Here is an 18,167-nt window from a genome sequence, read left to right as displayed (position 1 = left end):
GAGAAAGTTCATAGGCTGATGCCCAGTTGGCGCGAGGAAAGACTACCGTTCGGGCCAGCGGACAAGATCGAAAGGCTTCCCGGGTTGTCGCCGGCGCGGCGGTAAAATTGCGACAGGACCTGGCTCTTGAACGCGAGCACATCCTCATTGCATTCCTTTGAAAAGCTTGAAGGCAGCGCGCCTGCAGCAACGCGAGTCAGAAATTCGTATCGCACCAGCCACAGCGGGAAATCGAGCGGCTTCTCGTCGCGCCCGAGCATGATCCGCAGCACCGGCGCGCCATCAACGGCCACCACGGAAACCTCGTCGCCGTGAAGGCTCCTTCGCAGAGGGATTTCGTAAAGAAATATGTCGCTGACCTTGGCCGAGCTGAGGTCGAGCCCGGTGCTGAGGAACAAGCGGTCTAGATCGCCGGCAAGCATACCGGTCCAGATTCGATTGAGACCGCAAATGAGCCGTTGGAGGATGATCGTTTCGATCGGACGTCCGTCGCGGAGCGGTGTGAGGACCTGGCGCCGATAGGCACTCGCCGACGGAAAAATGCTGAGCTTCCACGCATCGAGGCGGTCGTCGACGTCGGGCAGCCTGAAGAACAAGCGACGGCGTTGCCCCACCAATTCCTTCAGAAACGGTTCGGCACCTTCGTCGCGGTCGTCCTCGGCCTCGAGATAAGACGCGCGCAGCATTTCAAACGCGGGATCGTCACCGTAAAAAGGATCATCGGCGACATAGGCGGCGTGATCGGCCTGAAGATTGGGATCATCACGGCCGAAGACGAGCAGATTGTCGAAGAGATTGCTCGTCTCGAAGCCGATCCGGAAGCCGCCAAGATAACGGAAAACGGCAAAATTCTCCCGGCGCCGTTCCGAGAGATTGGCGCCGAATATATTCCCGTAGATCGTCGCTTCATGCATGCCGCCGCGTTCGGCAACGCCGCGCAGATCGGCAGCGGTGGCGACATGCTCCTTCGCGCTTTCGCAGCCGAGCAGCGCGTTGACCACGAGCAGGAGGATTTCGCGGATCGAAACATGCAGGCTGTTGGCATCGAGCAGCTCGGCGAGCGCAATGACGCGCTCCTGAATCGCAGGATTGCAAAGTGCCCAGTAATTGCGCTTCAGCGGCGACGCGTCGGAGAATGCCGGGTCATCGGCCTCGTCGACAAGACACGACCATTCGGGCCGGCCCAGTACGGCCACGAAAGCGCGTTTGAGCGTATCGGCGCTCGACATCTGGCTTAGGTTCAGAAACTCGAGGGCAAGGCCTTCCGCCTTAGCGCGGCCGTTGTTGAGCAGTTCCTCGATGTCGCTTGCGAGCGATTTGGCATATGTGCCCTCGGGCAGGCTGTCGAACGCCTGCACCAACCGCCCGTCGTTGGCCGCAAGGATGAAATATTCCTGCGGGTCCGGCTCCTGAACCGACCGCGCGAACCGGTTGATGAGGTCGAGCTTTTCTTCACTCCATTCCTGATCGGGCGCCGGGCACCAGCCGCTGAACTCGAAGATGAAATGGATACGCCGGGTGCCATTGGGTGTGTCCACGTCGAGCGGCAGATAACTATGGCGGTTCTTGCCCGTCGCGCGCTCGTCGCCGCCACCAAACCTCTGCCAAAGATCGTGACAGAGGGTCGTCTTGCCGTCACCGGCGGTCCCGGTCAGGATGACATTGGTGAGCCTCCCTTCGGCGGGCGCTAGAGCGCCTAGCAGTTTCTGCAGATACGGATGCTCGAACTGGATCGGCTCGAAGCCATATGCTTGCGCATGTTTTGGCAGCGACTCGGCGAACATGCCCTCTACCCGGTTGACCGGGCTATAGCCGCGCAGAAATCCTACCCAGCGTTCGCCAAGCGATTGGTCGGCCCTTTTGGCCGGCCGCGCGGGTTCAGCCTCCCTCACAGCTGACAGATGAGGCAGCCGTCGCGCGGGGTGTCGTCATACTCAAGGCCCCCCAACACGTTCGCTAGTGGACGATTGACCCGGCGCGCGCGCTTACGCTCCTGCGACTTTTGCCAATTTTTCTCGATCTCCGCCATGCGTTCGGGCTGCTCAAGTTCTTCGAGCGGCTCGTCACCCCAATAAAAGACCTGGCCATTGACCCGGTTTGGCTTTTCATAGGTTTTGGCTTCGTCAAAGCGTTCGGGGTAATGCTGCTTGAGGCGTACCCATTCGATCTTCTGCTGATAGAAGCAGAAGAAGCAGCCCGACCGGGTCCGACCCCATTCGGTGTAGGGTGGCATGCCGAGGCCGGCGTCTTCGAGAATCCGTACCACGCCTTCATAGTCGATGCCGTCTTCGCGAAACGGGAAGACCGCCTTGATGTTCGGCTTGTGGCTGACATAGCCCACACGGTCTTCGTCGGCGCGGATGCCGACATAATTGACGCAATATTCCTCGCCGATATAGGTCTCGAACGGCTTGAGCTTCAAAAGCTCGGTGCACCACCGGCGCTTGTTCGACGGCAGCATGCCGCCTTTGGTTCGCAGCACATCGTCGAAGCTCTCGCGCGTCGTGGTGCGAACGACGCGTTTGCCGAGATACGCCTCGAGCCGTTCGACATAATCGAGCGTGTCGGGGAGCTCCTTGCCGGTGTCATGGAAGATATATTCCATTTCGGGGACCCGGTCGCGCATGTAGATGGCGAGCGCGGTGCTGTCCTTGCCTCCCGAGAGGCTGAGGATGTGCCGGACCGGCTTGTCTGTCATGTCGTTCCCCTCCTTCACTTGATCCATTTTCGCGCCGCTCTCAATTTCCGTCTTCCGCCTCGGCTTCGCTGCGCGCCAGAATAGCGCGCGCAAAGGCGAGCAGCCCGGCCCTGCCGTGCGCATCGATCATCGCACCAATCTCCTGCTCGAGCGCGGCAACCGCCTCATCGTCGGTCGGCCCGCGGACCAGATCCTCCAGCTCGCGGCCGTCGCCCGATGTGATTACCATACGAAAAACCGATTCCCCGGCAATATTCTGGGGCTGAATCTCGCCTACTGTGGCTTCGACGCGAATGAGCCGCCGCGACAGCAGCTTCAGCCGGTGATGGAATTCGCGCTCGTCGGATTCGCCCCAACGCTCAGGCGGCTTGCGCGCAAGGAAACTCGCGATCGACTCCAGCCAGAGCTTGGGGCCGAGATTGTTGTCGGCAAGGCGCAGCACAAAACTCTTGAGTTCGGGTTCGGAGACCAAGTTCGAAAGCGGCAGCGCGCGCTGCGTCAACGTGTCCTGCAATCGCTCGGCGGGCCCGCCCGCTTCGGTCGCCTGCGCCAATGCGGCGCTGATCCGAACAAGAAGGTCCGGATACGCGTTCTGCAGTTCGCGCACCGCGTCGGCGATCGCTGAGACGAAAACGTCGAGCTGCTCTTCCTCCACCGCCTTCTCTGCGCTGAAGGGCTCGAGGCCGCACGCCTTTGGAAGATCCTTGAAGAGCATGGCGGAAGGGTCCTGCACCCGCAGAAGCACCGTGCGCACCGCCGCGGTCGTCACCTTGATGTTGCGCGTGCGGCGCGCATGATCGGGAAGCCGGGCTATGAACTGCATCAAGGGCCGGACCACGTCCAGCAGATCGGGTACGTCCGCACTCATCGGGACGCCCACCGCCTTGGCGAGGCGGGCGAAGACCGCCGTGCGAACCCCTTCCACTGCGCAATGCTGGAGCGTGAAATGCTCGGGCTCTTTCAGGATGCGCATGAATTCGGGGCCACCCACCTGCTCGAGGTAGGTGCCGTCTTCATAGACTGCGGTGTGATGCCAATAGGCCGCCAGATATACGGCGATCAGCAGCGGGATGAGCCCGTCGCGAATGCCATAGCCCGGGCCGCGGAGCGCGGCGGCCACTTCGAGATAGGGGACGCGGCGATCTTCCTCGGCGCGCAAGACCTCGCCGATCCGGTCGAGTGCGGGTGCGATATTCAGCCGGTCGACATCGGGTCGAACGATCTGCCAGCGGCCGCCGCGTTCCACATGGACATTGCCGGCTTTGAGGATCGAGAGATAGGCCGCCATTTCGGGGGGCATATGCTTGTCGTCGAGACCGAGCGCCGCTACTTCGGGGGCCTGCGCCAGCGCTTCGATCAGCGCCGAGCGCGCCCGCGCTGCCGCCGAACTGAGTTGGCGGCGATTGAGCAACTCATTTTTGATCTGCGGCGCCTTTTTATAGGCTTCCTCGCAGACATCGGAGAGCGCTTCGCTCAAATCACGGCCCGAGCGGATAGCGAGCGTCTCGCCGCGCCAGACCCAGCGCGTCGCCACCGAGCTGCCGCCGCGAAAGTCGATCAGCGTGACAAGCGCGCGGCGCAGACGCTCTTCGGCGGTCGCAATCTGACGCGCCACTTCTTCACGCGCCAACCGGTCGCCGGCGAGCGCAGGCGTCTCGTTCGCGACCCAGGTCCAGGCATCAAGATCGCGGAGCAGCGGCGCCACATCGCCCACGGAGGGCGGAATCCCCACCACGAGCGTATCGGGCCAGCTCGTCCGCGCGCCAATAATCTCCTGCGCACTGTCGCGCTCGCGCTCATTGCGGCTCAGCACCATCAGCAGCCGGCCATCGGCGCCTTCCTCGAGCTTCTGGTCAAGCACATCGGCCAGGGTGGCCACCGGGGCATAGAGCACCTCGAAATGGCGCATTGTGCCCGATTTGACATAATGACGGCGCGCAACGAGCGGCTCATTCGGAAGCACCGCGCGGACGGCGGTCAAGATATCGCGCCCTTGCGCCACCGCCTCCAGCGCATCGTCGAACGCTGCCTGGAGATCGACGCTCGTATGCGGCCAGAGACAAAGACCGCCGCCTGCTCCGCGGTCGTAGAGAATGCGCGCTTCGCCGCGCAAGCGCGCGATCGCTCCGCCTGCCTCTTTGGCGCCAGCGCCGAGCGCGGCGACGAGCAGGTCCGGCGTCAGCGCCAGGCCTGGGTCGTCAAGCAGATTGATCAGTCCGACGGTCTTGAGCGCATCGGTTTCGAGCGGCGACTGAACCGCCGCTGACCGAACGACGCCGTCAATGAGATGCCAGCGGACGCCGCTTGGTCCGCTCGCCAGCGTGGCGCTCAGATTCTGGGCGATATAATCGTAGAGGTCGGCAAGCCGGTAAGGGCGGTAACTGTCGAGGGACTGGCCGGCATGGCCAAGGAGGCCGCCGGGTTCTGCCGACGACAGGAAGCTGAACAGCGAGCGTTCATTCTGTCCCAAACGCCGCAGGATGCGCCCGAGGATAGGCAGCGTAAACGCATCGAACGGGGCTAGCGCCGGCGCAAGCTCCTCGAGATTAGCAAGGCTCGCGCCGGCGCCATACCAGCCTGCCTCCACCGCGCTGCGCATTTGCGCCGCGCTTGCCGACGCGAGCTTCTTCGGAAGCTTGCCGGTGTCGATCCCGAGCGCCGCCGCGATGAGCGCGGCCGATTGTTCGATTGGGGGCGCAAAGACGATTTCCTCGAAACGTCCGCTGACCTTTTCCCATTCCTTGCGCTCGAGGCTCGAGAGTTCGCTCGCGTAAGAGGTGAGCGCTTGGTGCAGAACCGCTACGGTGACGAGCGGTTTCGTGCCGCTGCGGGCCGCTGCTTCGGCGAGGTTCTGGAGGAGTTGGATATCGCCGTCGGCAGGGGTGGCGGCCGCATGCTCGAAATTCTTGCCGAGCTCGTCGAAGATGATGAGGAGACCCGAACCCACCTCTTTGGCGCGCACCCAGTCGCCAGCCGCCTCGACAAGCGCGAGCATTTCCGCGGCGCCGAGCGCCTCTGCGTCCGCAAGCGATTTTACAAGCGCGCGCGAAGGCGTGAGGCCCGTGCGCGCGATCGTCTGGCGCAAAGCGCGCAACAGGCTGCGGCCGAGCGGCTCGCGCTCGCCGACTACGAGCACAGGCTCCAGCCGGAACGGGGGCGCATCGTTCGCCAGCGCCGCCGGCAGCGATGCGTCGGCGCGCGCGGCATAGCGCGCGAATGCCAGCATGAAGCTCGACTTGCCCGAGCCATAGTCGCCGGTAAGGCGCCACGCGCGCGCGGTGCTGCAATATTGAAGGCCCTGCGCCAAGCGTTCGAACGTTGCGGCCACAAACGGCGTCACGACATAATGCGTCGATGATGCGGGATCGTTGTAGTCGCGCTCAATCTGGACCGAACGCAGATGCTGCGAGCGGACATGAAGGAGGTCGAGCATTGTCTTGCGCAGGCTGATCTTGTCGATGGTCATGCCGCTTCCGCCTGCTCACGCGCGTAAATGGCTGCAAGCCGCTCGCGTTCGGGAGGAAAAGGACGGATCCGCTGGACCTGCTGTTGGTTGAGGCTCTGCCGCAGATCGAATTCACTCTTCACCAAGGTCAGTTTCTCAAGCCGTTCGCGAACCTCGCTTTCGGGCATGCGAAATATTCGGCCCGGGCTTCCCGCGCCATTGACGACATCCTGAAACGGCACCGTCTCTTCGCTGGCAGACCGGCGCTCCCACCAGCTCATCAGCGTGTAGCGGAACAAGGCCTGGCTTATCGTGCGCTTGGGTCCAAGGTCGATGCCATAGACCTGTTCGCGCCGCCCGACATCTTCCACTTGCCCAAGAGGCCGAATGAGACCAAGCGAAACGAGCGGGCTGTCGAGCCCGTCTTCGCCCATGCGGCTTGCGCCGGGAACACAATAGGTGCGCAACCATACGTCGAAATGCTGTTTGAGACTGACATCGGCAAGATTGCGGCCGCTCCGTTCGGCTTCCCTGGCGAACGCCGCCAGCACCGCAGACGGCGTGAAGTTCGGTTCATTCCAGCGGTTGAAAATGAGCTCCCATGCAAAGAAGCGGTTTTCCGCCTGCGTCGCAATCTTCCAGTGAAGCCACCAGAGGGTCTGGCTGTCCTCCAGATAGCGATCGAAGCCGTCCTTGCCGAATATCTCCTCGCCCTCGGGGGTGAGGCGCCATCCGTCGGTACCGCGGGTGGCGACGCCATAGGCGTCGGCCCAGCAGCGAAGGGCTTCGACCATATTCTTGCCCAGCCCCAGACCCACCACGGCCTCGAGCATATCGCTCAAAATATCATGACCCTCGCTCAGTTTCTCAGCGGCTTTCGGGAGCCAGCTGATGCGCAGCGGGAATGTCTGATGGCCGCCAAAGCGGTAGTTTTCGGCGGTTTCATTTGCGGCGGGCATAGAATCTCTCAATCGTGAGCCGCGACGATAGGCGCTATGCCAACCGAGTTCCACAAGAGATAAAAATAGTCTAACTTCATGGCCTTAATCGGTGTCGCCTTTCTCGCGATCAAAGTTCGAAGCGGCGCCGGTGCCGCTCGCTTGGTGGTTCGGAGCACGCCCAATTGTACGCGGGAGGCGCATGGCGGCCGAGCCGATCCGTCCCGAGATTTTCCGGAAAGGCATGCAAGCCTTCATCTCCCCTCGTCCCGGCGTAATTGCTATCCGCAAAGCATAGGACGTGGCAAGTGGGCGTGCAGATCACATCCATATTGGAAGCTATTAAGTTTCCGGCGTTCGGTTAGTCGATCTTGCGAAATAGATAAGCGCGCCAAATGAAATCCGGGCGTGCCAACTGATCGGGGTTTTCGCTCCGATGGACCAGGTCAAGATTTGCCCGTCTAGCAGCTTCGAGAATAGCCTTTTCCGAATGGTTGTGAAAGATGGCGGAGGGATCCTGCGAGCCGCGGTCGCGCACCGACATTGCGAAATGGCCGCGCGGCGTCAGAAGCGCCGATAGCGTGGCGACGCTTCGGTCGAGCGCGTCGGCAGCCACGTGCATGAGGACAGCAGAGCAAAGAATGAAGGCGTAGCGGCGCGGCATCGCGGTGACGACCGGCAGGTCTGGCAGTGCATCGTCGATCCATATTATCTCGTGATCGGGGTAATGAGCCCGTCCCCAGTCCGCGAGCGCCTGCGCGGGCTCTACGGCCACAACCCGATAACCGCGTGCCGCGAGCGCTGCGGCGTCGCGGCCGCTCCCGGCGCCAACGTCCAGAATGTCGGACCCGGTCGGTGGCAGATGGTCCAGAATGTCGGCGTGAATATCCTCAAAGCGTGCGCGGGCATAGCGCGCGCCGCGCTCTGCCGCATCGAGGTGATAATATTCGGCGCTGGCGAGGTGGGCTATCATGGGCCGGGCTTTGAAGCTGGCAGGGCATTCGCCGGAGGGGCGGCCGGCTTCGCGAGATGCAATACCGAGACCGGTCGGGGCGTGGTCGAGGCCGCGTTTGCCGATGCAGCGTCGTTTGTTTTGCGGATGAAATAGGCCGAAGGGTTGCAGCTCACCCACAAAGCACCCGCGGCCGCGACCAACAGGAGCCCCGAGAAAGCAATTTGGATGCTGCGCGCCCTTCCCGGCGCTTCAGTGCCCTGAAATCTATGAATGTCCTGAAGTAATCCCTGCATGACGTTCCGCAGACGGTGGAGGCCGTACGTCATGACAATATTGGCGACGACGGCAAAGCCGAGCACTCCCCGCTGTGCACTCTCTGAAAGATCGAGGCTTGCAACCGAGAACCAAAGGCCGCCGTTCAGCGTCATCATGATCAACGGCACCTGCCAGAAAAACCCGTTGAGCGATCGAAATTGCTCACAATTTTGGGTATATATGAGAGCTTCCTTATCGGTCACCTTTGCCTCCTGGCCACGAGATTGAGGGGCGGAGATTTGCGCGTTGTCCCAGTTCTCACCACGATTGTTTGGCCTTTGGTACTCGAGTTGAGTTAAGGCGGTAGCAGTCCTTGGCGGAGGGGCATAGTGACGGCCTGCTTGTCACGATTGAACGCCAGAAGCCGACTGTCTTCTATCAGCAGCTCCCGATGCGATTGCGATTATTTCGAACTGGCGGAAGCGGTAACGGCCGGTGAGCCTCCAGGCGCGCTTCACAAGGTCAGTTGCAACTGATCCGGATCGATCTCAGCAAACAGCCGCGTGATCGTCAGCGCAAGCTCGTGCGCTGCCGCCTGACGCACACTTTCCTTCGGTGCGGTAATGCCAATGCGTGCCCAACCGGGAGCGGCGAGGAGGGCGTCTGCGACTCGGTCGGGGTTCATTTCGGTCATTCGGCCTATGGAACATAATGAGAACATGATCGCAAGCGTGTCGAGGCGGGATGCTGCGCTATCGGCGATGAGAATTTGCAATTCAGGATTGGGCGTGCGCCATCGAAGCACGCCGGTGCGTCGTGGCGACAATGTAAGTTTGAGGCTTCCGGCGCGAATTTGAGGGCTCGAAGCTCGCGGCGCATCCGCCCGGGCGGGAGCCCCGGCATGACCCCCACCAGATTGCTTGTCGGCCAGATATTGATCGTATTCGCGATCATGATGCTCGGCGTCTGGGCGGCGACGCAGTGGGCGGCGGCAATGCTCGGCTATCAGGCGGCGCTCGGAGCGCCCTGGTTTATGGTTTGGGGCGTTCCCGTCTATCGGCCGTGGGCGCTGTTCGGCTGGTGGTATCATTATGAGGCCTATGCGCCGCATGTCTTCGACCGGGCGGGGGCGCTTGCCGGCGCGAGCGGCTTTCTCGGCTGCGCGTCGGCGATCGGCGGTTCGCTCTGGCGCGCGCGGCAGCGCGGGACCGTCACCACCTATGGTTCGGCGCGCTGGGCGCGTGAGCGCGAAATCGCGTCGGCGGGCCTGCGCGGCGACGGCGGCGTCTTCCTTGGCCGGCTGCGCGGGCGTTATCTCCGCCACGCCGGACCCGAGCATGTCATGGCCTTCGCGCCGACGCGTTCGGGCAAGGGTGTCGGGCTCGTCGTGCCGACCCTGCTTTCCTGGACCGGCTCGGCGGTGGTTCACGACATCAAGGGCGAGAATTGGGCGCTGACCGCGGGCTGGCGTTCGCGCTTCTCGCACTGCCTCTATTTCAACCCGACCGATGCGCGTTCGGCGCGCTATAATCCTTTGCTCGAGGTGCGCCGCGGCGTCCACGAGGTGCGCGACGTCCAGAATATCGCCGACATCCTCGTCGATCCCGAAGGCGCGCTCGAGAAGCGCAATCACTGGGAGAAGACGAGCCACGCGCTGCTCGTCGGCGCGATCCTGCATATCCTCTACGCCGAGGAGGAGAAGACGCTCGCGCGCGTCGCGACCTTCCTGTCGGACCCTTCGCGCAGCTTCGTCTCGACGCTCGCCGCGATGATGCGCACCAATCATCTGGGGACCGACGAGGCGCCGCTCGTGCATCCGGTGGTCGCGTCGGCGGGGCGCGAGCTCCTCAACAAGAGCGAGAATGAGCGCTCGGGCGTGCTCTCGACCGCCATGTCCTTCCTCGGGCTCTACCGCGATCCCACCGTCGCCGCGGTGACGTCGGGCTGCGACTGGCGGATTTGCGATCTTGTGTCCGCAGAGCGGCCCTGCTCGCTCTATCTCGTCATCCCGCCGTCGGACATCTCGCGGACCAAGCCGCTCGTCCGGCTGATCCTCAACCAGATCGGCCGCCGGCTCACCGAGAAACTCGACGATCGTTCGTCGACGGTACGCCGTCACGAGCTGCTGCTGATGCTCGACGAGTTTCCGGCATTGGGGCGGCTCGATTTCTTCGAGACCGCGCTCGCCTTCATGGCGGGCTACGGCATCCGCGCCTTTCTGATCGCCCAGTCCCTCAACCAGATTTCGAAGGCCTATGGCGAGAATAATGCGATTCTCGACAATTGCCATGTCCGCATCGCTTTCGCGACCAACGACGAGCGCACCGCGAAGCGCATTTCGGACGCTTTGGGGACCGCGACCGAACAGCGCGCGATGCGCAACTATGCCGGGCACAGGCTCGCGCCCTGGCTCGCGCATGTCATGGTCAGCCGGCAGGAGACGGCGCGCGCGCTGCTGACCCCGGGCGAGGTGATGCAGCTTCCCGCCGATGAGGAGCTTGTCCTCGTCTCGGGTCTCGCGCCGATCCGGGCGAAGAAGCTTCGCTATTATGAGGACGGCAATTTCAAGACCCGGCTCGATGCCGCGCCGCCGCTCCTGGAAGGCGATTTTGCCGACCGTCCGCCGGCGCAGGGCCATGACTGGCATGACATACTCGCGCCGGTCGACGCGCGGCTGGGCGCAGGCGAGGAGGAAGAGGGCGAGGGGGCGGGCGGCGGCGTCCAGCAGGCGCGCGAGCCCGAGCTTCCCGATGCCACGCGCGCCGAGCCGACGGTGGCCCCCGCGAGCGACCCGCTCGGTCTCGACGAGGATGTCGACCCCGCCGCCGACAAGCGGCTGATCGACGCCGCGCGGCCGCTCGCGCCGGTGCTCGCGGGCCATGCGATCGACGAGGCGCTGCACCGCAGCGGCAGCCAGTTGGATCTCGGGCTGTGAGCGGCGAAACGAAGCTCCGTAAGGGCGAGCGTTCCGGCGCGCGCCCAGTCGCGTCCTCGAGTGCGCCCTTGCGTGCGCGCTCGGCGCTGCGGAGCGAGGCGGTCCGGCACCAGCTTTTCCTCGCCGCCGACCTCAGCGAGCGGCTCGAAGCGCTCGCGCGCCGGCCCGGCGTCACCAAATCGTCGATCCTCGCCGAGGCGCTCGCCGCCTGGCTCGACCGCGAGGCGGTCAACGACCTCGATGCGCGCTTCGCGCCGCGCCTCGATCGGATGGGGCGCCAGCAGGCGCGGATAGAGCGCAACAGCCAGATCGGTATCGAGGTGCTCGCGCTCTTCGTGCGCTATATGCTCGCCGCGGTGCCGCCCGCCGCCGACGGCGACGCGGTCGCGCGTGCCGAAGGCCGCGCACGCTTCGAGCATTTCACGATGAAAGTCGCCGAAGCCTTTGCGCGCGGCGCGGGCAGCTTCGGGGTCGAGGTGACGCCATGAGCGTGCCGGTTTCTGGTGTGCCGGCTGGCGGCGTCCGGTCGGATGATGGCGTGCGTGTCGGCGCGAGCGGGGACGTCGGCATAACCGAAAGCGAAGACCGCCGCCGCACGATGCTGCGCTCGGCGATGGGGCCAGCGATCGCAAAGGCGCTCGCCGATCCGGCGGTGATCGAGGTGATGGTCAATCCCGACGGGGCGCTACGCCTCGATATTCTCGGGGAAGGCCGCGTCGATACCGGCGAGCGGCTCGCGGCGGCGCAGGTCGAGCGCATCGTCCGCCTCGTCGCGAGCCATGCGCGGACCGAGGTGCACGGCGCCGCGCCGATCGTCTCGGCCGAACTGCCGCCGCACGGGCAGGGCGCGGGCGAGCGGTTCGAGGGGCTGCTGCCTCCCGTCTCGACCGCGCCCTGTTTCGCGATCCGCAAGCCCGCGGCGCGCGTCTTCACGCTCGCCGATTATGTCGCGGCGGGCATCTGCAGCGCCGAATGCGCGAGGGCGCTTGCGCTCGCGGTCGCCGAGCGGCGCAACATTCTCGTCGCGGGCGGCACCTCGTCGGGCAAGACGACGCTCGCCAACGCGCTGCTCGCCGAAATGGCGTCGCACGACGAGCGGGTGATCCTGATCGAGGATACGCGCGAGCTGCAATGCCCCGCGCCCGACCGCGTCGAGCTTCGGACTCGCGCGGGATGTGTGTCGATGGCCGACCTCGTGCGCTCGACGCTCCGCCTCCGCCCCGACCGCATCATCGTCGGCGAGGTGCGCGGACCCGAGGCGCTCGACATGCTGAAAGCGTGGAACACGGGGCACCCCGGCGGGATCGCGACGATCCATGCGAACAGTGCACCCGCAGCGCTCACCCGCGTCGAGCAACTCGTCGAGGAGAGCGTCGCGACCGTGCCGCGGCAGCTGATCGCCGAGGCGATCGACCTCGTCGTCTTCATCGCCGGGCGCGGGCTCGCGCGCCGCATCGCCGCGGTGGCGCGCATCGAGGGCGTCGCCGCCGACGGCACCTATGCGCTCGCCGAGCTTCCCATCGATCCGATCGATCCCGCCTGAAGGAGAAGAACCATGTCATCCGGTCGTCCATCTTTGCGTTCCGTTGTTCATCGCGAAGGGGCTTTCGCGCGCGGTGGATTGCGCCTCGCTGCCGGCGTGTCCGCCGCGCTCTGCCTTGCCGCATCGGCGCTCGCGGCGGGGTCGGGCATGCCGTGGGAGGAGCCGCTCCAGCAGGTGCTCGAGTCGGTGCAGGGGCCGGTCGCCAAGATCGTCGCGGTGATCATCATCATCACCACCGGGCTGACGCTCGCCTTCGGCGAGACCGCGGGCGGCTTCCGGCGGCTGATCCAGATCGTCTTCGGCCTCTCGATCGCCTTTGCCGCCTCGAGCTTCTTCCTCTCCTTCTTCAGCTTCGGCGGCGGGGCGCTCGTCGCATGAACCGGCACATCGAAGGCTATGAGGTGCCGGTGCACCGCGCGCTGGTCGAGCCGATCCTGCTCGGCGGCGCGCCGCGCGGGCTCGCGATCGTCAATGGCACGCTCGCCGCGGCGATGGGGCTTGGGCTCCAGCTCTGGATCGCTGGCCTCCTGCTCTGGGCGCTCGGGCACACGGGGCTGGTCTTTGCGGCAAAGCGCGACCCCGATTTCGCGGCGGTGCTCGCGCGCCATCTGAGGCAGCGCGGCGAGCTTGGATGCTGAAGGAGCGGTCATGCTGAATCTCGCCGAATATAAGCGCCGCACCGACCGGCTTGCCGATCATCTCCCTTGGGCGGCGCTCGTCGCGCCGGGGATTGTTCTCAACAAGGACGGGAGCTTCCAGCGCAGCTTCGCCTTTCGCGGTCCCGACCTCGACAGCGCGACCGAGGCCGAACTCGTCGGCGCCGCGGCGCGTGCGAACAATATGCTCCGCCGTTTCGGGTCGGGCTGGGCGCTCTTCTTCGAGGCGGCGCGCACGCCGGCGCCCGGCTACCCCGCCTCGCGTTTTCCCGACGCCGCCTCGTGGCTCGTCGACGAGGAGCGCCGCGCCGCCTTCGAGGGCAGCGAGGCGGCGCATTTCGAGAGCCGCTTCCACCTGACCTTCGTCTGGATGCCGTCCGCCGACCAGTCCGACCGCGCAGGGCGGGCGCTCGTCGAGCGGCCCGAGGCGGCAGAGGGCACGCGTGACTGGCGCGCGGCGCTCGCCGCCTTCGCGGCCGAGACCGAGCGCGCGGCCGATCTGCTCGCGGCTTTCATGCCCGAGGTGCGCGCGCTCGACGACCGCGAAACGCTGACCTTCCTTTACCGGACGGTCTCGACGAGGCGCCATGCGCTGCGCGTGCCCGAGACGCCGATCTATCTCGACGCCATTTTGGCCGACACGGTGCTTGTCGGCGGGCTCGAGCCGATGCTCGGGGGCGAGCATCTTCGCACCCTGACGATCCTTGGCTTTCCATCGCTCAGCCGCCCCGGCGTCCTCGATGCGCTCAATCGGCAGGATTTCGCCTATCGCTGGGCGAGCCGTTTCATCGCGCTCGACAAGACCGAGGCGACGTCGACGCTCACGAGGCTCCGCCGCCAATGGTTCAACAAAAGAAAGTCGGTGACCGCGCTGCTGCGCGAGGTGATGTACAACCAGCCCGCAGAGTTGCTCGACAGCGACGCCGACAACAAGGTCGTCGACGCCGATGCCGCGCTCCAGGCGCTCGGCGGCGATCATGTCGCCTTCGGCTATTTCACCGCGACGGTGACCGTGTCCGATCCGGACCGCGCGCGCTGCGAGGAGAAATTGCGCATCGCCGAGCGCGTGATCCACGGGCTCGGCTTCACCTGCATCCGCGAGAGCGTCAACGCCGTCGAAGCCTGGCTCTCGAGCCTGCCCGGGCATCTCTACGCCAATGTCCGCCAGCCGCTCATCCATAGCCTCAATCTCGCGCATCTCGTCCCGCTCTCGTCGGTGTGGGCGGGACCGGCGCGCAACGAGCATCTCGGCGGTCCGCCGCTGCTCCATGCCGAGACGAGCGGTTCGACCCCGTTCCGCCTTTCGACGCATGTCGGCGACGTCGGCCATATGATGGTCGCGGGGCCGACCGGCGCAGGGAAATCGGTCCTGCTCGCGCTGATCGCGATGCAGTTCCGCCGCTATCCGGCTTCGCAAATCTATATCTTCGACAAGGGCTGGTCGGCGCGCGCCGCGGTGCTAGCGATGGGTGGGCGGCATCATCCGCTCGGGAGCGGTGATGGCGCGCTCGCGTTCCAGCCGCTGCGCCACATCGACGATCCCGCCGAGCGGGCGTGGGCGGCCGACTGGATCGCCGCGCTGCTCGCGCACGAGAAGGTCGCGGTCACCCCCGAGGTCAAGGACGCGATCTGGTCGGCGCTCGGCAGCCTCGCGAGCGCGCCCGCCGCCGAGCGAACGCTCACCGGCCTTTCGCTTCTTCTCCAGTCGAACGCGCTCAAGACCGCCTTGCTCGCCTACACTTTGGAAGGGCCGCACGGGCGCCTGCTCGACGCCGCCGAGGACGGGCTCGCGCTCGGCGATATCGAATGTTTCGAGACCGAGGCGCTGATGGGACAGGCGGGGGTCGTCGAGCCCGTGCTCACCTATCTCTTCCACCGGCTCGACGCGCGCTTCGACGGGCGCCCGACCCTGCTTATCCTCGACGAGGCGTGGGTGTTCCTCGACAATCCGCTGTTCGCGGCGCGCATCCGCGAATGGCTGAAGGTCCTGCGCAAGCGCAATGTCGCGGTGATCTTCGCGACGCAGAGCCTCGCCGATATCGCGTCGAGCAGCATCGCGCCCGCGATCATCGAAAGCTGCCCGCAGCGCATCCTGCTCCCCAACGATCGCGCGGTCGAACCGCAGAGCGAGGCGGCCTATAAGGCGTTCGGGCTCAACGAAGCGCAGATCGAGATCGTCGCAAGAGCGACCCCCAAGCATCACTATTATCTGCAGTCTTCGCGCGGCAACCGCCTCTTCGAACTCGGGCTCGGCCCCGTCGCACTCGCGCTCTGCGGCGCGTCGGGACCCGCCGCGCAGGCGCGCATCGACGCAGTGCTTGCGGGCGGTGCCGGCGCGGGCTCCGGTGAGGGGGCAGGCGATTTCGCGCGCGCCTTCCTCGCGGCGTCGGGGCTCGACTGGGCCGCCGACCTGCTTGCCGCCTTTCCGGTTTTTGACGCCCCCCATGAAGGAGAAGGATGATGACGAAGACGAAGACGAAGATTCTGGCGACGCGGCTCCGCTTCGCGCTTGCGATCGGGCTGGCCGCGGCGGGCACCGCCTTGCCCGCGGCGCCGGCGCTCGCGGTGCCCGTGTTCGACAGCGCCAATTATTCGCAGAATCTGCTCACCGCGGCGCGCACCCTCCAGCAGATCAACCAGCAGGTCCAGTCGCTCCAGAACGAGGCGCAGATGCTGATGGCGATGGACAAGAATCTGAAGCGCTTCGACTTTCCCGAACTCGAGGCGCTCAAGGCCAACCTGCAGGAGGTCGAGGCGCTGATGAAGCAGGCCGACGGCATCGGCTTCGGCGTGGACGAGATGGAAGCGCGGCTCGGCGCGCTCTTCCCCAGGGATATTGCGGCTGGAAGCCGCGGGTCGCGCGTCGCCGACGCCAAGGCGCGCCTCGAGGCGGCGATGGCGAGTTTCCGCCGGTCGATGGCGGTCCAGTCGCGGATCGCCACCAATGTCGAGGGCGACGCGCGGCTGCTCGGCGTGCTCTCGGCGCGCGCGAACGGCGCCGAAGGCAGCCTCCAGTCGCAGCAGGCGACGAACCAGTTGCTCGCGCTCGCCGCGAAACAGCAGCTCCAGCTCCAGTCGATGATGGCCGCCGAATATCGCGCCGCGAGCCTCGATCGCGCCCGCGCCGCGCAGATCGAGGCCGAATCGCGCGAAGCGACGCGGCGCTTTCTCGGCGACGGCAAGGCTTACTCGCCGCCGCGCTGACGCCTTGGCTTGCGACACGGACGGCGCGCGCTGCCTCTCTCATGCGCGCCGTTCGCCGCGGGGTCCCGCCCGCTCCCTCGGGGCCCCGCGGATCGTGCCGGTCAATCTTTCGGCGATCCGTTTCTCGGCGTCGCATTTTCCGGCGCCCTAGTTTTCGCCGACCTGCTTTTCGCCAATCCGCGTGTCGTCGACCCGCCTTTCGAAGCGAGTGCTGCCTTATGGACGAGCTCAACATCATCGACCGCTTCATGGATGTGTTCATCCGCTACATCGACAGCGGCTTCGGGCTGCTCGGCGGCGACATCGCCTTCCTGACCTCCATTCTCATCGGGATCGACATCACGCTTGCCGGGCTGTTCTGGGCGATGGGCGGCGAGAATGACGTGATCGCAAAGCTTCTGAAGAAAATCCTCTATGTCGGTGTTTTCGCGTTCATCATCGGCAATTTCTCCGCGCTTGCCGACATCATCTTCCGCTCCTTCGCGGGGCTCGGGCTGACCGCGGGCGGCGGCGGGATCAGCGCCGACGATCTGCTGAGACCGGGGCGGCTCGCCGGCGCGGGGTTTGCGGCCGCGCACCCGCTGATCGAGCAGATCGAAAATCTCGTCGGGCCGATCGGCTTCTTCACCAATTTCCTCCAGATCGCCGTGCTGCTGATCGCCTGGGTGATTATCATTCTCGCCTTCTTCATCCTCGCGGTGCAGCTCTTCATCACGATCATCGAGTTCAAGCTCGTGAGCCTCGCGGGCTTTACCCTCGTGCCTTTCGCGCTCTGGGGCCGCACTGCCTTCCTCGCCGAGCGGGTGCTCGGCAGCATCGTCACCTCGGGCGTCAAGGTGATGGTGCTCGGCGTCATCGTCGGTATCGGCTCGGGACTCTTCTCCGAGATGCTCGGCGGGGCGGCGGGGTCCGACCTCGACGTCGAGCAGGCGATGGCGCTCGCGCTCGCGGCGCTGGCGCTGCTCGGTCTCGGCATTTTCGGCCCCGGCATCGCATCGGGGCTCGTCGCCGGCGCGCCGCAGCTCGGCGCGGGCGCGGCGGTCGGCACGGTGGCCGCGGCGGCGGGCACGATGGTCGTCGCGGGCGGCGCCGGCATGGCGGCGGCGCGGGCGGGCGGCGGCGCGGCGCTCGGCGCGGTGCGCGCGGGAACCGCGATGGGCAGCGCCACAAGCACCGCCTGGTCCTTGGGGCAGGAGGTGCGCGGTTCGAAATCGGTGGGCGCCGGGCTCGCGGGTCTCGGCACCGCCGCCGGCGGCGCGGCGGGCGCGGCGATGCGCGGCGCCGCCGCGCGCACCGGGCTTGGCGCGGCGGCGGCGCGTGGCCGCGACGCGGCATGGAATGCCGGGACGAGCCGGACGGCTGGCGGGCAGGCGAGTGCGACGCAAGCCGGACCCGCAGCCGAGACGCCTGCCTGGGCAAGCGCGATGAAAGCCGACCAGCGGCGCCGTTCGGCGCGCCAGGCTGCGATCCACACCCTCTCGAGCGGCGATCGCGGCGGCAGCGGCGCCAACCCCGAAATCAGCGAAAAGGAGGATTGA

General features: G+C 65.7%; 15 protein-coding genes. 8 read left to right on the top strand and 7 right to left on the bottom strand.

Features of this window, described 5'->3' with window-relative positions:
* Positions 1-8: 8 nt before the first annotated feature.
* The 7 genes from AC58D2_RS13670 to AC58D2_RS13640 all read right to left on the bottom strand — a co-directional run bounded on the left by AC58D2_RS13670 (position 9) and on the right by AC58D2_RS13640 (position 8,985).
* Positions 9-1,784, bottom strand: a complete 1,776-nt coding sequence (locus tag AC58D2_RS13670) for a hypothetical protein (protein WP_497391225.1) — start codon at positions 1,782-1,784, stop codon at positions 9-11.
* A 104-nt stretch (positions 1,785-1,888) separates the two neighbouring features.
* Complete coding sequence (locus tag AC58D2_RS13665) at positions 1,889-2,698, bottom strand: phosphoadenosine phosphosulfate reductase family protein (protein WP_497391223.1); 810 nt, start codon at positions 2,696-2,698, stop codon at positions 1,889-1,891.
* 40 nt (positions 2,699-2,738) lie between these two features.
* Positions 2,739-6,164: a P-loop NTPase family protein gene (locus AC58D2_RS13660; RefSeq protein WP_497391221.1), complete on the bottom strand. Its 3,426-nt coding sequence runs from the start codon at positions 6,162-6,164 to the stop codon at positions 2,739-2,741.
* The gene (locus AC58D2_RS13655; RefSeq protein WP_497391219.1) at positions 6,161-7,102 is read right to left on the bottom strand and encodes a DUF4007 family protein; all 942 of its coding nucleotides are present in this window, start codon (positions 7,100-7,102) and stop codon (positions 6,161-6,163) included. The genes AC58D2_RS13660 and AC58D2_RS13655 overlap by 4 nt, the downstream gene beginning before the upstream one ends.
* Positions 7,103-7,442: 340 nt before the next feature.
* Positions 7,443-8,054 (bottom strand): class I SAM-dependent methyltransferase, encoded by a 612-nt coding sequence (locus tag AC58D2_RS13650; protein WP_497391408.1) that lies wholly within the window; start codon positions 8,052-8,054, stop codon positions 7,443-7,445.
* Complete coding sequence (locus AC58D2_RS13645; RefSeq protein WP_497391217.1) at positions 8,051-8,554, bottom strand: hypothetical protein; 504 nt, start codon at positions 8,552-8,554, stop codon at positions 8,051-8,053. The genes AC58D2_RS13650 and AC58D2_RS13645 overlap by 4 nt, the downstream gene beginning before the upstream one ends.
* Positions 8,555-8,805: 251 nt before the next feature.
* Positions 8,806-8,985 carry a DUF6771 family protein gene (locus tag AC58D2_RS13640; RefSeq protein ID WP_497391215.1) on the bottom strand — a complete coding sequence of 60 codons (180 nt, stop codon included), beginning with the start codon at positions 8,983-8,985 and terminating at the stop codon, positions 8,806-8,808.
* Positions 8,986-9,192: 207 nt separating this feature from the next.
* Here AC58D2_RS13640 and AC58D2_RS13635 point away from each other — a divergent pair, with 207 nt between their 5' ends.
* The 8 genes from AC58D2_RS13635 to trbL all read left to right on the top strand — a co-directional run bounded on the left by AC58D2_RS13635 (position 9,193) and on the right by trbL (position 18,167).
* On the top strand, positions 9,193-11,226 hold the full coding sequence (locus tag AC58D2_RS13635) for a conjugal transfer protein TraG (protein WP_497391213.1): 2,034 nt from the start codon (positions 9,193-9,195) through the stop codon (positions 11,224-11,226).
* Between the two features lie 68 nt (positions 11,227-11,294).
* Entirely contained in the window at positions 11,295-11,714 is a 420-nt protein-coding gene (locus tag AC58D2_RS13630; RefSeq protein ID WP_497391211.1) for a CopG family transcriptional regulator, read from the top strand.
* A gap of 110 nt (positions 11,715-11,824) precedes the next feature.
* Positions 11,825-12,769 carry a P-type conjugative transfer ATPase TrbB gene (trbB, locus tag AC58D2_RS13625; protein ID WP_497391406.1) on the top strand — a complete coding sequence of 315 codons (945 nt, stop codon included), beginning with the start codon at positions 11,825-11,827 and terminating at the stop codon, positions 12,767-12,769.
* Between the two features lie 12 nt (positions 12,770-12,781).
* Positions 12,782-13,147 (top strand): TrbC/VirB2 family type IV secretion system protein, encoded by a 366-nt coding sequence (locus AC58D2_RS13620; RefSeq protein WP_497391209.1) that lies wholly within the window; start codon positions 12,782-12,784, stop codon positions 13,145-13,147.
* The gene (locus AC58D2_RS13615; protein ID WP_497391207.1) at positions 13,144-13,407 is read left to right on the top strand and encodes a VirB3 family type IV secretion system protein; all 264 of its coding nucleotides are present in this window, start codon (positions 13,144-13,146) and stop codon (positions 13,405-13,407) included. Before AC58D2_RS13620 ends, AC58D2_RS13615 begins: the two co-directional genes overlap by 4 nt.
* A 10-nt stretch (positions 13,408-13,417) precedes the next feature.
* A complete protein-coding gene (gene trbE / locus AC58D2_RS13610) occupies positions 13,418-15,886 on the top strand; it encodes a conjugal transfer protein TrbE (RefSeq protein ID WP_497391205.1) in 2,469 nt (822 codons plus the stop codon).
* The gene (trbJ, locus tag AC58D2_RS13605) at positions 15,886-16,629 is read left to right on the top strand and encodes a P-type conjugative transfer protein TrbJ (protein WP_497391203.1); all 744 of its coding nucleotides are present in this window, start codon (positions 15,886-15,888) and stop codon (positions 16,627-16,629) included. Before trbE ends, trbJ begins: the two co-directional genes overlap by 1 nt.
* Before the next feature lie 218 nt (positions 16,630-16,847).
* Positions 16,848-18,167 (top strand): P-type conjugative transfer protein TrbL, encoded by a 1,320-nt coding sequence (trbL, locus tag AC58D2_RS13600; RefSeq protein WP_497391202.1) that lies wholly within the window; start codon positions 16,848-16,850, stop codon positions 18,165-18,167.

The sequence above is a fragment of the Sphingopyxis sp. CR5 genome (assembly GCF_059693785.1).
The sequence above is the reverse complement of the archived record's forward strand: the minus strand, read 5'-3'. Positions and strand labels throughout refer to the sequence as shown.

Coding starts and splice junctions, on each gene's coding strand:
- AC58D2_RS13670 (WP_497391225.1), bottom strand. CDS start 1,784: ATGTTCGCCGAGTCGCTGCCAAAACATGCGCAAGCATATGGCTTCGAG.
- AC58D2_RS13665 (WP_497391223.1), bottom strand. CDS start 2,698: ATGACAGACAAGCCGGTCCGGCACATCCTCAGCCTCTCGGGAGGCAAG.
- AC58D2_RS13660 (WP_497391221.1), bottom strand. CDS start 6,164: ATGACCATCGACAAGATCAGCCTGCGCAAGACAATGCTCGACCTCCTT.
- AC58D2_RS13655 (WP_497391219.1), bottom strand. CDS start 7,102: ATGCCCGCCGCAAATGAAACCGCCGAAAACTACCGCTTTGGCGGCCAT.
- AC58D2_RS13650 (WP_497391408.1), bottom strand. CDS start 8,054: ATGATAGCCCACCTCGCCAGCGCCGAATATTATCACCTCGATGCGGCA.
- AC58D2_RS13640 (WP_497391215.1), bottom strand. CDS start 8,985: ATGACCGAAATGAACCCCGACCGAGTCGCAGACGCCCTCCTCGCCGCT.
- AC58D2_RS13635 (WP_497391213.1), top strand. CDS start 9,193: ATGACCCCCACCAGATTGCTTGTCGGCCAGATATTGATCGTATTCGCG.
- trbB (WP_497391406.1), top strand. CDS start 11,825: ATGCTGCGCTCGGCGATGGGGCCAGCGATCGCAAAGGCGCTCGCCGAT.
- AC58D2_RS13620 (WP_497391209.1), top strand. CDS start 12,782: ATGTCATCCGGTCGTCCATCTTTGCGTTCCGTTGTTCATCGCGAAGGG.
- AC58D2_RS13615 (WP_497391207.1), top strand. CDS start 13,144: ATGAACCGGCACATCGAAGGCTATGAGGTGCCGGTGCACCGCGCGCTG.
- trbE (WP_497391205.1), top strand. CDS start 13,418: ATGCTGAATCTCGCCGAATATAAGCGCCGCACCGACCGGCTTGCCGAT.
- trbJ (WP_497391203.1), top strand. CDS start 15,886: ATGACGAAGACGAAGACGAAGATTCTGGCGACGCGGCTCCGCTTCGCG.
- trbL (WP_497391202.1), top strand. CDS start 16,848: ATGGACGAGCTCAACATCATCGACCGCTTCATGGATGTGTTCATCCGC.